This window comes from Leptolyngbya sp. FACHB-261, from assembly GCF_014696065.1.
Lineage (GTDB): Bacteria > Cyanobacteriota > Cyanobacteriia > FACHB-261 > FACHB-261 > FACHB-261.
On the sequence record NZ_JACJPL010000005.1, the window covers coordinates 1 to 13222 of the forward strand.

Annotated in this window: 14 protein-coding genes; 1 reads left to right on the plus strand and 13 read right to left on the minus strand. The window is 47.1% G+C overall.

The window, feature by feature from the left end:
• Nucleotides 1-402: 402 nt before the first annotated feature.
• From H6F94_RS03440 to H6F94_RS33425, 8 genes are all read right to left on the minus strand, one after another.
• Nucleotides 403-2034, minus strand: coding sequence for a cyclic peptide export ABC transporter (locus H6F94_RS03440; protein WP_190800855.1), 1632 nt, complete (start codon nucleotides 2032-2034; stop codon nucleotides 403-405).
• A gap of 685 nt (nucleotides 2035-2719) precedes the next feature.
• Nucleotides 2720-3502: a class I SAM-dependent methyltransferase gene (locus tag H6F94_RS03445; protein WP_190800856.1), complete on the minus strand. Its 783-nt coding sequence runs from the start codon at nucleotides 3500-3502 to the stop codon at nucleotides 2720-2722.
• 823 nt (nucleotides 3503-4325) lie between these two features.
• Nucleotides 4326-5366 (minus strand): GlxA family transcriptional regulator, encoded by a 1041-nt coding sequence (locus H6F94_RS03450; protein WP_199320180.1) that lies wholly within the window; start codon nucleotides 5364-5366, stop codon nucleotides 4326-4328.
• Between the two features lie 85 nt (nucleotides 5367-5451).
• Nucleotides 5452-6156, minus strand: a complete 705-nt coding sequence (locus tag H6F94_RS03455; RefSeq protein WP_190800857.1) for a M24 family metallopeptidase — start codon at nucleotides 6154-6156, stop codon at nucleotides 5452-5454.
• Between the two features lie 299 nt (nucleotides 6157-6455).
• Nucleotides 6456-6614: a hypothetical protein gene (locus tag H6F94_RS31500; protein ID WP_199320181.1), complete on the minus strand. Its 159-nt coding sequence runs from the start codon at nucleotides 6612-6614 to the stop codon at nucleotides 6456-6458.
• 240 nt (nucleotides 6615-6854) lie between these two features.
• Complete coding sequence (locus H6F94_RS03465) at nucleotides 6855-7487, minus strand: hypothetical protein (protein WP_190800858.1); 633 nt, start codon at nucleotides 7485-7487, stop codon at nucleotides 6855-6857.
• 129 nt (nucleotides 7488-7616) lie between these two features.
• Complete coding sequence (locus H6F94_RS31505; RefSeq protein ID WP_199320182.1) at nucleotides 7617-7760, minus strand: hypothetical protein; 144 nt, start codon at nucleotides 7758-7760, stop codon at nucleotides 7617-7619.
• 178 nt (nucleotides 7761-7938) lie between these two features.
• Nucleotides 7939-8166, minus strand: a complete 228-nt coding sequence (locus H6F94_RS33425; protein ID WP_396426412.1) for a class I SAM-dependent methyltransferase — start codon at nucleotides 8164-8166, stop codon at nucleotides 7939-7941.
• Here H6F94_RS33425 and H6F94_RS32045 point away from each other — a divergent pair.
• Nucleotides 8068-8319, plus strand: a complete 252-nt coding sequence (locus H6F94_RS32045) for a hypothetical protein (RefSeq protein WP_242040971.1) — start codon at nucleotides 8068-8070, stop codon at nucleotides 8317-8319. The genes H6F94_RS33425 and H6F94_RS32045 overlap by 99 nt on opposite strands.
• Nucleotides 8320-8604: 285 nt before the next feature.
• On the opposite strand, the gene H6F94_RS03475 is transcribed toward H6F94_RS32045, so the two are convergent.
• From H6F94_RS03475 to H6F94_RS03495, 5 genes are all read right to left on the minus strand, one after another.
• A complete protein-coding gene (locus H6F94_RS03475; protein ID WP_190800859.1) occupies nucleotides 8605-8898 on the minus strand; it encodes a GYD domain-containing protein in 294 nt (97 codons plus the stop codon).
• A gap of 149 nt (nucleotides 8899-9047) precedes the next feature.
• On the minus strand, nucleotides 9048-9596 hold the full coding sequence (locus H6F94_RS03480) for a response regulator (RefSeq protein WP_199320184.1): 549 nt from the start codon (nucleotides 9594-9596) through the stop codon (nucleotides 9048-9050).
• 314 nt (nucleotides 9597-9910) lie between these two features.
• Complete coding sequence (locus tag H6F94_RS03485; RefSeq protein ID WP_190800860.1) at nucleotides 9911-10348, minus strand: GNAT family N-acetyltransferase; 438 nt, start codon at nucleotides 10346-10348, stop codon at nucleotides 9911-9913.
• Between the two features lie 178 nt (nucleotides 10349-10526).
• Nucleotides 10527-11444 (minus strand): macrolide 2'-phosphotransferase, encoded by a 918-nt coding sequence (locus tag H6F94_RS03490; protein ID WP_190800861.1) that lies wholly within the window; start codon nucleotides 11442-11444, stop codon nucleotides 10527-10529.
• 154 nt (nucleotides 11445-11598) lie between these two features.
• Complete coding sequence (locus H6F94_RS03495; RefSeq protein ID WP_190800862.1) at nucleotides 11599-13062, minus strand: serine hydrolase domain-containing protein; 1464 nt, start codon at nucleotides 13060-13062, stop codon at nucleotides 11599-11601.
• Nucleotides 13063-13222: the final 160 nt, after the last annotated feature.

The window sequence follows — 13222 nt, forward strand, 5'->3', positions numbered from 1 at the left end:
TAACGGCTTCGATCGCTTTGGTGCGTAGGTCATAACTGTAAGGCGCAGGCATGGGTGTATCTCAATGCTTCTCTCTCTAGAATAGCGTCCTAACGTGCGTGCGTAGGGCTATATTTTGTTTCCACTAACTGATACAGCCGCCGCCATAACAACTGGTTTAGACCAACCACAAATAAACACGCAAGGCAAAGTATTTAACCTTAGTGTCTCATTGATGCAGTTGATTACAATTGACCACGATTGTATTTCGCATTACTGTTATGGCTTATTCGTGGCGGTTTGATGACTTGGCCAGCTAGCATTCCCATAGCATTCTGGCCAACCAGACGCCAAAGAGTCTGGCATCTCAGTCGATCCTGGGCGTGAGTTCTGATGTCGAGATAGGTAATGTGCTGCGGTTATTCAGGGGTGTAAACGCCTGTCATATTCGACCTTGCCGTAATCCAGCTTTAGGATACGATCTGCTTGATCAAAGTAATGATCGTCATGGCTAATCACTACGACTGCTTTACCTTGCTGTTTCAAATCGGGTAGCAGCTGAGTGTAAAAGACTTTTTTGAACGCTGGATCTTGATCGGAAGCCCATTCATCAAAAACGAAAATCTCTCGCCCCTCCAAGTAGGCTGTTAGCAGCGCTAGACGCTTTCGTTGTCCTTGAGAAAGCGCCGTCGTAGAAAATGTGCCGTTACTGACCTTAACTTTATGGTCTAAGTGCAGTTGCTCCAGATAGACTTGAGCTTGGCGATCACAGTTGAAATCTTCGAATCCTAAAAGTCGATTGAACAAATAAAAATCTGAGAACACCACAGAGAATTGTTGGCGATACCAGTCACGATTGTCATTGGTAATTCGTTGACCATCAAACTCGATTGTTCCAGCTTCAGGGACGTACAGCCCAGTCAGGAGTTTCACCAGGGTTGACTTACCACTGCCATTGCCTCCGACAATAAATACTATCTCTCCAGGACATAAAGTTAGATCGAGCGGACCCAAAGTAAAATTGCTATCTTCTCGTTCGCCTCTGTAGGCATGAGAGATTCCTCTACATTGCAATGACTGCCAACTTGACTGATTACTGATTTTTGCTACTTGCTCTAGCTCGTTGGTTTGGGCGGCTAAGGACAGCCCTAAAGAATTGATTTTTTCTAGAGCAATGTTGGCTCGTAGTAGCTCAGGTATGGTGTTCAATAAGCCACGTATTGGCGTGAGCATGAAGAGCAGGGTGAAGACATACCCAGAGAGAACTGAACTGGGAACCGTAAACAGAAGCGGCGAGACGAACAGAATTACCCCAATCAAAACAAAAAGTGCAACCAGTCCCCAACTTCCACCAACGGCAAACAAATCTGTCGCAGTTATGCGATACTCTCGCGCTTTTTCTGCGGTTGTTCGCAAGTCTTCTGTCAAGAAGGCTTGCCGTCTCTGTTGATTGAGCTTCAGTTCTTTAATGCCTTCTGTTGCTGTACGGAAATGCTTAAATAGATTGTCTTGCTCTTCGCGAGCAGACTTTAGAGAATGTCTACCTCGATAAATTAGATACTGATTGCTAACGATACCCAGTGGCATGAGAACCAGGGTTAAAACAAATAGGGGAAGGGATAGCCAACTTAGATAGACAAAAGATCCCAACAGCAAAGCCACAAAAACACACAGCAAGGAAATAGGAATGGAGGCATTGGCAATCACCTCAATATCCTGGGTTAGGGCAGCAAGAAGTCGAGGAATGCCAATTTCTTCTATATGGCGTAATGGACAAGCCAGAATGCGAGATGTTAAAAGCAAGCGCAGATCAGAAATGATCTTTTCGGCCACACGGCCAATGCACATTTGGGAAATCGCTGTTGAAATCAGCATCAAGAGACAAAGTCCCAAAAAGCTCAGGGCCAAAACTGCTCGTGGCAAGCTCGTTCCCTGTAAAGCTGTGTTAATTAAGGCAATGATTCCAGCGCTGCTAGCACCGCTGAGCAGACCTGTGAAAGTAGCGAGAAGAACACTGCTCCCAGAAGTACTCAGCAGCAACCGAATTAGGTTCATTATGAGAATCCTTGAAACGTTCTGTTCAGAGCTAATTGGCTCAAACCTGGGGATACTGGTTCAAGCCTGACTTGTTATACCAAGATTGCTCAAATACCAGAATCAACCGGTCAGGTGATTGTGGCTGAACTCGGTGGTTTTTGGTGTTTGGTTCATCACCTTCGCAACGATGACGAGGTCCCTACAGCTGCTATTTGAAGCCAGCATTCAGGTAAAAGATGAAAAGCTCTGGGGTTGCGAGCTCTGCCTAAAATTGGTAAGTATTTCTAGGCTAAATTTCTTGGCAAACCAGCGGGAAGTGTTTTTCTTCGATCAACTGCCCTTGACAGGTAGCAGCCTTCAGAAAACGCTCTAAATTGGACTATTCATGACTGCACTCGTCACATAGTGAGATATAGCACCCTATTTGTTAACTTCCGGTACAGCACATTGTTATGCTGTGCCTTCAAGCCCTCTATACACTGCAAAATTAGCCGTTGTTTAATTCCATTGATAGGGTCTTTTTACAACTACGGATGCCAAATTTGTGAAGCTTGCACCTTGTTGAGACTGTGCTGAAGTGCCCTTTTGAGGGGTAAGTACTCATCAGCTACCTGAAACCCATAAGTAGCCTGAAAAGCATCTGCACCCTGAATCAGCGTTTCAAGGTGTCCACCAGACAAGAAACATTTTCTACATCAATACATTAGATACGGGAATCAGAAAGCTTGCGCCCAAGAATGAGCAGCGTGCGCACTGGGATGCGAAATCCTCCGTTGGCGTCCAGCGTAATTTCGAGTTCCGATAGCCATTCCGGTGGGACGGCGGCTAATCGAGCGTGGATGGCTTGCAAAGCTTCAGTACCAGAACCGCCCAGCTCACACCATCGCTCAACCGTCAGACCGTCGGGAATCTCCCAGCAGCGGTTTTCGCACGCTTCCACCTCCAGGCCACTCGCCGCGAATAGCTCTCGCCAGTGCTTCGCCGTGTAAGAACGCACATGCGTTGGGTCGTGGAGTAACTCAATCTCATGATTGAGCGCATCGAGCGCAGGGTTCTCGTCACCTTCCATGTCAATGACTGCCACGTAGCCGCCCGGCTTCGCCAGACGGGTCATTTCGCTCATCGCTTTGGGAAGGTCGGAGAAATGATGTGCTGCCAACCGGCAAACGACCAGATCGAATGATGCTGACGCTAGCGGAATTGACTCCGCAAACGCCTCTACTGTCTCAACGGCAACAGCTCGTTCTGCTGCCAACTGCCGGACCTGCGCGAGCATACTCGGCGCAGGATCGACCGCGACGATTCGAGAGGCAATTCTTGCAAATCCCAGCCCCGTGTGCCCAGCACCACTGGCCACGTCACAGACGGATTCGACGCGAGGTAAGAGTGCATGCAAGCGGGCGAGGGTTGGGCTGCTAGTGTGGACCTCACTGACGGCGTAGTTGACGGCTAAAGCGTCGAAGCGTTGGGATGAGGACGAGTTCATAGGGATGGACTAAGAGAATAAATGAACCAGTTGGCTAGGGAAGCACGCTGGACTTAACTGTCGGGTTAGGAAGATGGTTAGTGACTAATGTAAGAGACTTCCAAATCCAGTGTCGTGTTTGGGTTCTCCCCTCTGTGGAGTTCAAATCTGTAGATCATGGCTTGACATGTTCTACACTCAGAACGTCTAGCTCGGTCACGCGCTCCCCGTCACCAATGTCAACAGTTTTGAGATGGCCGCTGACTATGGCCCTTTGGCCGATAGTAGCGTTCGTTACAGTGTCATTGCGGAAGCGTAAATATATCTTGTCTACAACAGTATTTGGGTTTCCAAGATAGATTGCGTTGTTGAAATAAGGATTTTCGTATGATGCCGTATCCAGTATGGCCGTTCCATAGAAACGGACTTCTGGCTGTGTTTTGAAAGTATTGAGGCACCAAAACATTCCGATAGAACTCAATATTATTCCCAACAAGAATGGAATAAGAAATCGAGTATTGATTCGTGATTCTGTCATTGGTGCCAAGCTCCAACAGACCTACTGATTATACGAGATTCGCCCGCATAGCATTCCTAATGAGATTGAGTCTTTGATGCTCTACCTCAAAGAATAATAAATGTTCTAGAAGTCTTTCATATGCCTTCCGCCAACTTGAAGGGGCTCGGCGCTGTCTCTAGACATCTTTAGCACACTAGTATCTAAATCAGATCTGTGTTAGAAACTCGCCTTGTGCTGCATCAACACTGAGGCCAGTGCTTTCAGTTGAGGGGGCCTGCTGCGGCACCCCTGATTCTTGCACCACCATAGGATGCGCTCCAGACATCAATTCAAGGATGAATTCGTGTCAAGGGCGGGCTTCGAGATGCTGTGCTGATTTTGCTGTTTACGCACCATCGAAGGAGTGGTACCGAAATGACGCTGCCACAAACGGCGGAAATGCCGTGTGTCCTCAAAGCCACAACGAGCAGCAACGGTCTCGATCGACAGATCAGCGTTGTTCAATAGAGTAGCAGCCACTTCCAACCGTAAGCGTTGCTGATACTGTACCGGTGTAAGCCCAGTAGCCTCCTTAAATGCACGGCTAAAACTCCGGACGCTCATTTTTGCCACCACTGCAAGTTCCGCTAGCGAAGCAGACTCCACTGCATGTTCAGCCAACCAGTCTTGCACCCGATGGACTGCTGAATGCAAATGACCACGATATTCTAAGTAGGCGCTCTGTTGGTGCTGAGAGCCGTCGCGCCGTAGATAGATAACCATCCATCGGGCAACCTCTGCAGCCAATTTTGATCCATGATGCTGCTCCACTAGCGAGAGCGCCATGTCAATGCCCGATGCAATTCCCGCACTGGTCGTAATGTTGCGGTCACTCACATACAAGACCATATCAAGGACATGTGCAGCTGGAAAGCTTTGCTGGAGCACCTCAACCAGTGACCAATGCGTGGTGCAGCGCCGACCATTGAGCAATCCTGCCTCACCTAAAGCGATTGCTCCAGAGCAGATGGAAGCAATTTCTGCTCCAGCAGCATAAGCATTTGCCAACCAGCGACAGACATCTAAATTTAGTAACGGTCTGTCTGAGCAGTAGTATGCCGACTTAACCCCTGCTACCATCACCAAGTCACCAGCTTTCACCGGGGGCAATGGCTCAAGCTTTGCGAGTAGAAGTCCTTGAGCTGACTGTATCTCCGGATTAGCTGCACAGAAATGCAATGAGTAAGGTACTCCCATTGTTACTGCCGTATCAAAGACCTGGGCAGGTCCCGCAAGATCTAATAGCTCCACCCTTTCCAAAATCAGAAAAATGACGCGGTGCTTCCTAGTACGGTCAATGGATTGTGGAAAAGTCAGGTCAGTCACCCTGTTTCATTGGCTATTATTTCAATTTCAGATTTCTTAGCAAGAGCTATCAAGTCCCGCCGTTGTTCCAACCCACTGCTTGTGTTTAATTATTTTGTTTGCTTTCGTGCTCGTCGATGAACTCAGTCAAAATATCCTCATAAAACCCTCCAAAAGGTCTCTCCGGATGCCTGATCTGAATCTCCAGCACCCACAGGTTTGGTGAGGGATGAAATGGAATTCCCGCTAGATTGCCCGAATGGTAGGCAGTGTGCGGGAAGTCTGACAGACGATGACCTCCCATATTGAGATTCAGCACCCAGCCTAAATCACTTGCAGTCTGTCTTGCAAACTGGTACAAACCTTCACCACTGAGAGCATCCGTTCTCCACTTGCCGGATACAATCTCAAAAATCTGCTTGGTGTCAAGAGCGCAACGCTTCATCTCTGGGTCAGATCCAGTGACAAATGTATGTCCTGCATCACCTTCATAGCCTTGCCAAACTGGGGCAATGTCAATGAAGTAAATGTCGTCTTCTCCTAGTTGAACTTCCGGTTCCGGCGTTTCGAACAAAGTTTTCACTGTGTTAGAACCAAAGTGCACATATGCCTTATGCCACCCTTGGCGAGTACCCATCTCTTGCAAGGTAGATTTAGCAATTTCATTTGCTTCTTCTTCCCACATCCCTACCTGAATCTGTTCTGATATTCTCCTGATCGCTTCCCAGGTTTGTCTTCTACTTCTAAATAACTCCTCAGTTAAGAAGTTATCTTTCTGCTTCTCAATGCAAATTTTCTCGTTGCTCAGCATGGCTTTGGCTCCTTTCTACGTTGACACCCACGAATCACAGCCAGAGGGAAGGATCAGGGGCTATTGTAGGTTCTCTTGATGAAATGTAGGTTTATCAAACCATTCATACCGATATGTTAAGTTGTTGAATCTTCTTTCTCTAGGGCTACAGAGGTTTAAAAGCGGACGGATCTAGCCATTATTTCTCTAGTCTGCTTTCGAGCGCTCGTTAACAACCAAGCTCACTGGATACAGATGACCTTTTCTCAGCTGACCATATTGCAGTGTTCTGGTACAGCAGCTTGTTAGGCATACTCAAGTTAGTCATGTGTTTGAGTTTTTGTCGATAAAAATACCCTAATAGCAACCATTACACAGCCAGCGGCAATATTTATTCCTTTTCTTATTTTAGAACCAACAAACAATTTAGCTCTATCTGCCATAAATGCATAACCTAGTTTTAAGCCGCCTACAGCCATTATAGTGATTGCTATAATAATACCAGCATCAAAATAAGATATTTCAGAGATATCAAGAAAAGCTGGGAAAAAGCCAAAAATAAAACAAGTGTTGTTTTTTGAGCGCCCGATGCAATAAACAGTCCAGTCAGAAAGCTGGACATTAAAGAGGATTTAATAACCTCATCAGTCTCCACATTATTCGATTTTGACCGACTTAATTGATCTCACAATCAAGCTTAACTCCATAGGAGAATGTTATTAGTTCTCGTTATGGTAAGTTCTCTTAATCTTTTCTATATCTACGAAATAACGGCCATTCAATTTAACACTGATATTCCGAGAAATCCAGATATGTGCCGGATCATGCCAAACATACTCTAAACATATAGGTGCTTCATGGCCATCTCGGAGCCACGAGGGGCCAGCTTGTGTCGCCATCAACTCTGTGAGTTTCTCAAGAGGAGAATTGCCCAATATTAATGGGTCAGATGTATTCCAGAAGTTGAAGATTCCCATTTCAAAAACAGGTTTTGTATCAGGTAACGTAGGAGGCAGATTAAGTGTTCTGAGACACAGGCTGATCAGCTCACTGAAAGGCTTCTTATTCCTCGTTGCCGCTAATGTAGCTAGACGCATCCACATCAGGGTACGGCCAGCGCTTGGAAAGTCTTTGGTGCGTACCCCGAAGAATCCAGAAAGTTCTGATGTTTCATCCATAAACAATGTCTCTACGGCAACATCACGAGCTGCATTATCTAACCAGTTGGACAGATCATAAAGATCTTCAAAACTACCTGGATAAACAGTCTGAACTTTCTCCCAGGCTCCATTTTGCGCAAACTGAAGATGATTTACGGATAATAAAGAAGACGCAAAAGGATATGCAGTCATTTACCGGCTGAAATTCTAGGCCAATAACACGAATTAATTATCATCTTGAAATAATGCCTGTTGACGAGTACCAAAAAGATTTATTGTCCATCTTGACCAGTGAGTTCCTTCGCGCGCCCAGACCCTCCGTTAACGGGGCCTGACTGTCGTAGAAATCGCCACAGTGTGAGGGGGCAGTGCCCAGGGCGTGTCAATCCCCTGGGCGACCTTGTCCGCCACAGCAATCTTCATGAAACCTCGCCGATCACGCAAACGACGGGGGGTTGAGCGCAAGCGTGTCCGACCGGACGCCCGTGAAGCCCGCCTCTGTGAGACGTGCTGCGATCTCGTGGCCTGCAGCCACTGTCATCTCCGCCGTGGCACCGGGACATCGCGGCTGAGAGACGATCGCGATCCGTCCTCCGGGCCGCATGAGGCTATGGAGTTCTTTCAGCCGCTCGACTGGATCGTCCTACATGCCCATGTTGTTCACGGCCAAGACCTTGTCAAACGGCTCCTTGAACGCCGGAAGGTGCTCGGCTGAACCGCAGCGCAGATCTACACGGCCTGCGCGTACGGCGTCTGCGTTACGCCTAGCCGCTTGCCGGACCATGACTTCCGAGTGATCGACGCCACACACAAGACCGTGCGTCGCCCGACGGCTCAGCTCCCGGATCGCGATCCCTGGTCCAAAGCCAATCTCAAGGACGCGGTCGGTTGGCTCCACTCCGAGGAGGCTGACTGCCCATACGTTGCGCTTGCGGTTCGACGACCTCAATGCCATCTCCCACCCGACGAGCCAGCCCGCAAACCCACGAGGCCACATGAACTGAGACCGGATCGCTGTCACTAGCTTTTGCTTTCTGTCCATAAGCTCAGTCAACTCCCTTTTGAGAGTCTTTCGCCCTTGGTACCTAACTATTATTGAACTGAAAGTTTCCGTATAACACCTCTATAGTGATCATTAGGCGAATGATTTCCGTATAACGCTTCGAATCAGGTAGATAGGCAAAATTTCTCCGCTTATTTTCAGATTCAGCAAACCTGCATCAAGAGGCAAAAAAACTTCTTGCCCCAGGGCGACAGGTGATTCGCTTAAAGCACTGAATCGAGTAGCCGTATTCAGATAAAAGAATCTTTAGGGCAACGATTCTATAATTTCCTGATACTCATTCTCTGCAAAAGCTCGAAGAGTTTCAGTACGGACGCTACCTTTCGAACCTACGATAAGGAGCAATTTAGCGATTGTCTCATCGTCCGCTGCGTCAACAATCATAACAAAATCATACTGTCCTAGCACTAAGTAAGCTCCTTTCAATTCAACCCCAAAAGTAGCAAAGAGTTCTTTATTGGCAGCGAGTCGAGAGGCACTCTCCTTGATATCTCTCATACCCTGTTGTGTCCACTGACCTAACACAATATAAGTTGCCATAGAAGTCCTCCTTTCAAATGTGATTTGCTGTTTACTGGCTTAGTTATATCAGAAAAACTTGAGCCTTAAAAGGTGAATGAACTAACTGTCTCTTTTTGGGTTTGAACTGGTGAAAACAACGATTTTCGTCCGTCCGTTGTCTCGACATGTTAGACTCTCCGGCCTAGCGAAGACAGAAGCATCTCAAACAAGGCGCTTGGATTATTGATGCAGCCAATAGCTCCTCGTCTCCGCGATTCTGCAACGTGTTCTGAATCTCTTGAACCTGCATAAATAATAAATGGTGTGTGATCACCCGTTGACCGTAACTTCTCAAGTAGCATGTACCCTGCTTGTGGGTCAGGAGGTCGTCTCATATCTGAAATAATTGCGTCAAACTGTTGTCGATTTAATCTGTCTAATGCTTCTTCTGTTGATGTTGCCAATACAAAACTAATCCCTAATGCCTCCATTGATTGCCGTTCATAGATATTGTTATTAGGATTGTCATCAACCCAAAGAATCGTTGTCCTGCCTGCCTGCTTAATTACTCTAGGAGTAACTGCTTCAGCAACTACATTGGCTGTGACTTTAGCACCTCTTACTAAGCTGCCGGAAATCACATTGCCATCATTTCTATAAACTGTTGCTGCTGTTTCAGCTTGCTGGCTTTTGATAGAAGCCTCAGAACCAGCCCCTTCAAGAGTTAACTCTCCCAATTTGTAAAGAACTCCTGTAGAACTGAACCAAAGCGGATCAAAACAAACAGCAGGATTGCTAGATAGATGAGAGCACTAATTAGCTTTGCAATTGCGTCAAGGAGCTTAACAACTTCATCAAATGTCCCAACGTCTTCACCGACAACTCAAATGACAGTTTAACACCCACAGACAATCTAAAAGTAATATCCCTACAGTTAACTTAGAAAGCCTAACGCACAGCTCACCTGCCGCCTACGCTCCAGTCTTCGTTACTTCGCTTCCTCCGCTCCGGCGGCAGGTGCAGCACCTTGTTGTGCTGCTTGTTGGTGAGTTTAGGTGCGTTTCATCTTGAAGTGCGCGTCATCTTCGCCTTCGACAACGAAATCCAGCCGCTCATAAAGTCGCCGTGCGGGATTCACTTTCAGCACTTGCAGAGTCACAGGATGCTCCTGCCGTTGAGCTTGTCGGATAATCTTCAAAATAATGAGACTGCCAATGCCCTTGCTTTGGTATTCAGGCAGTATTTGGATGTTGCCAATATGCACTCCATCTTCCTTGTAATCCACCTCAACACGCCCAATCTCGTGACCGTTCAGCACGATAATCTGGTTGGCTTCAGGCCGGAGATGCTGCTTAAAATAGCTTTGCTGCCACACCTCATCCCAGCCCCAAGTCGCTTCGATATAATCATGCATAGTTGTGCAATGTAAGGCATACAAGAAGCCGTAATCTTCTGGTGTAGCAACGCGAAGTTTGATTACATCTTCCATACGCTTTAGTCTCGCCTTCAGCACCGCCACGCGCAAGCAGCACAACGGTTCTTGTCAGCGGCTGCTAGAATTTTGTAGTCAACGCAGGTCGCTTTAACCAGTCCGCTGCATCAGGGTTGTTGTGTGGCTAATAGAGGCTCAGAGGCTTGATACTTCGAGCGATTGTTGGTCAATCAAATCACTCCGAGTCACTCACGCCAAGCAATTGTCTAGCCATCTGTTTATATTCATCCAAGCCTGACTTCAGTGCAAATTCTGCAATGGCGATGGGATAAGAAGCAGCTAGTTCAATGACGTGTTCTGCCATCTTCGGCCAAACGCATCCACCAGCCTTGGCGTATGCTGATATCAGCTTGTTCAGAGCGTTTTCGCCAGAAGTGCGGTAGTGGGCAACAAAATCACAGGCTGGGTCAGTGACGGCTGCCTCAGTCCAGTCAATGAAGCCAGTTACCCGTACTTGGGCATCAATCAAAATATGCCCAGCGTGTAAATCCCCATGAGTTAACACTGTTTCTTTTGGCCAAACCTCATCTTTTTGGAGCCAGGATTGCCAACGGTTCCACAACTGCTCACCAACACCAAACTCGTTTTTCACTGCATCTACCTTCTGCTTCATCGCCGCACGTGCTTGTTCAGGGGTTTCGACAGGAAGACCAATTGCTTGTGCTTCTACAATGCTAACTTGATGAAGAGAGGCAATCCCCTTAGCCAGCGATTCATGAAACTGGTCGGGTGGATTCGCTGCATCAATTTCCCACACATAAGCTTTTGCCTCTGAGTCGATTGTGCCTGTTGGCACACCGTTTAATGCCCGATAAGCAATGAGTTCATCTGTGCAAACAGTCCATCGTGGCACTTCCACACTCAGAAGAGGGGCAATTAGTTTCAGCGTGCGCTTTTCCTTATCCACTGATGGTAGAACGTCCTCCCGCCGGGGAAGACGCAAAATCCAGCGTTCTCCGTCAGCATCCGTTGCTAACACAACTTGGAAGTCAAGCCCCGATTCATTAAATTGCAGTGAATTTTCTTGAATAGTTAAATCATGCTTGTGGGCTAGCTCAAGCACTTCTTGCTTCGATTTTGTCTCTTTGATCATGTCTTTTTACCACTGTGCATCAAGAATGCTAGGGGCTGCCGCACAACGCCAGAGGTGAGTGGCAGCATAGCTTTGAACTTAGCACCTAAATTTCTCAATTGTCCGCTCCACCGCAGTGTTGGGCTGCGATCCCTGCCTATGCATGTCCTTTTTTCTACTGCCTCTGTGCTCTTATTCGTTGATCTGCTTGTGGTCTCAAACTCGTTATACCTGTTTGGGATAATATCATTGCACTAACATTACCTGCATCGTTCTTTTCAAAGAAAATGTTTGTGTTTGTAGCTTTGGAAAAGAACTCTAGCTCTGATGTGGGGAAGAACTGTAATGGCGGTTGCTGCCCATATTGTAGGAATAAGTTTCCATCACGGCTTGTGACGTTAAATTGCAATCCAGTTTCTGTTGAGTAAAGACCTGAGTAGAGGTCAGTCTCTGGCAGGGTAATAGTTATTTTTTCTGGTGGAAATACATCAGGCCAGTCATACTCAAGTGCGAGCGATCGCATGACTTCCTGCATCAGCTCAAATTCTTCCGAGTTGAGCATGACAACAGCACCTTTTCCAATATGCGCGTAAACACGCATCAATGATACAAATCCTTTATTTTTACCACTATGAAAAAAGTAGAAACCATCGCCAATTCCACCACCTGCGAAAAATCCTAATCCTACAAATAATCCATTCCCTAATCCTATAAATGATTCATCTGTTCCTTGGGTTTGCTCTGGCTGTTGGGGTCGCAGCATTTCTTCTAGCGTTTTTTTACTCCAAACGGCGGGAGTTGAGCCACGCAATACTCGCATCAGTTCCACTCCGACTTTGGCTAAATCTGATGGAGTTGTCCACAAACCTGCTGCTGCCATCTCAGGATAAACGTGATGCTTTCCTTCAAGTGGGACCCTAGAAGAGAACAAGTGAGCCGTTGCTGCCCTTGCTAACCAATCGTTCGGGAGCGGCTGTTGATAAGTGCTATTGGTCATGCCCAAGGGGTCGAGCACCAATTCGCGCATGACTTCTGGAAACGGTTTGCCTAATACATCAACCAATACCTGTTGAGCAACGGTTGTGCCGCCGCCCGAATAGCGATGATGTAAGCCAGGAATGATATTGACCTCCACCTTATCTGTATTAGCAGGAGGTTCGCCATTGAGAACTTGAACCGTAGTTGGTAATGGCTCTGAGTTTCGATAGCCAGGAAAGCCATGTACCGTTAAGCCAGCAGTATGGCTCAACAGTTGGCGCAGCGTTATCTGAGGTTGCCAGTCTGCAAGGGGAGGCACAGACCATGAGGTGAGATAAGTGTTAACATCCTCATCAAGATTAAGCCGCCCCTCTTGCACAAGACGCATTACCGCTAAAGCGAAAACAGGCTTGCTGATTGAGGCAGCTTGAAACAATGTGGATGGTATAACTTCACGGGTTGTTCCAGCCTCGCACACCCCAAATCCGCGCGCCCATTCAATTTCAAAATCATTAATGACCGCAATGCTTATGCCTGGTGTGCGGTAATGCGCCAATCGCTTGTACAGATTTTTTGGCGAACCGAATTTTCCCTCCAAGGCTGTTGCTGGCAAAAGATTATTGATAACACGCTCAATACGTTGCTCAACAGATTGCAGCATTGGCTTACCCCTCTTTCCTGTTCTGGATCTGTCAGTGCTATTCAATTTTACTGAAACTTAAAACTTAACTGACAATCCCTAAATTCTGCTCCTACCAGAAATCTAAGCAGCCCAACGGCGAAGCTCAACAGCGGCAGATAACCTTTGCATCACCACCAAG

Excerpts from the sequence above, each read along its gene's own strand:
- H6F94_RS03440 (WP_190800855.1), bottom strand. The coding sequence starts at position 2,034 with ATGAACCTAATTCGGTTGCTGCTGAGTACTTCTGGGAGCAGTGTTCTT.
- H6F94_RS03445 (WP_190800856.1), bottom strand. The coding sequence starts at position 3,502 with ATGAACTCGTCCTCATCCCAACGCTTCGACGCTTTAGCCGTCAACTAC.
- H6F94_RS03455 (WP_190800857.1), bottom strand. The coding sequence starts at position 6,156 with ATGCTGAGCAACGAGAAAATTTGCATTGAGAAGCAGAAAGATAACTTC.
- H6F94_RS31500 (WP_199320181.1), bottom strand. The coding sequence starts at position 6,614 with ATGGCTGTAGGCGGCTTAAAACTAGGTTATGCATTTATGGCAGATAGA.
- H6F94_RS03465 (WP_190800858.1), bottom strand. The coding sequence starts at position 7,487 with ATGACTGCATATCCTTTTGCGTCTTCTTTATTATCCGTAAATCATCTT.
- H6F94_RS03475 (WP_190800859.1), bottom strand. The coding sequence starts at position 8,898 with ATGGCAACTTATATTGTGTTAGGTCAGTGGACACAACAGGGTATGAGA.
- H6F94_RS03485 (WP_190800860.1), bottom strand. The coding sequence starts at position 10,348 with ATGGAAGATGTAATCAAACTTCGCGTTGCTACACCAGAAGATTACGGC.
- H6F94_RS03490 (WP_190800861.1), bottom strand. The coding sequence starts at position 11,444 with ATGATCAAAGAGACAAAATCGAAGCAAGAAGTGCTTGAGCTAGCCCAC.
- H6F94_RS03495 (WP_190800862.1), bottom strand. The coding sequence starts at position 13,062 with ATGCTGCAATCTGTTGAGCAACGTATTGAGCGTGTTATCAATAATCTT.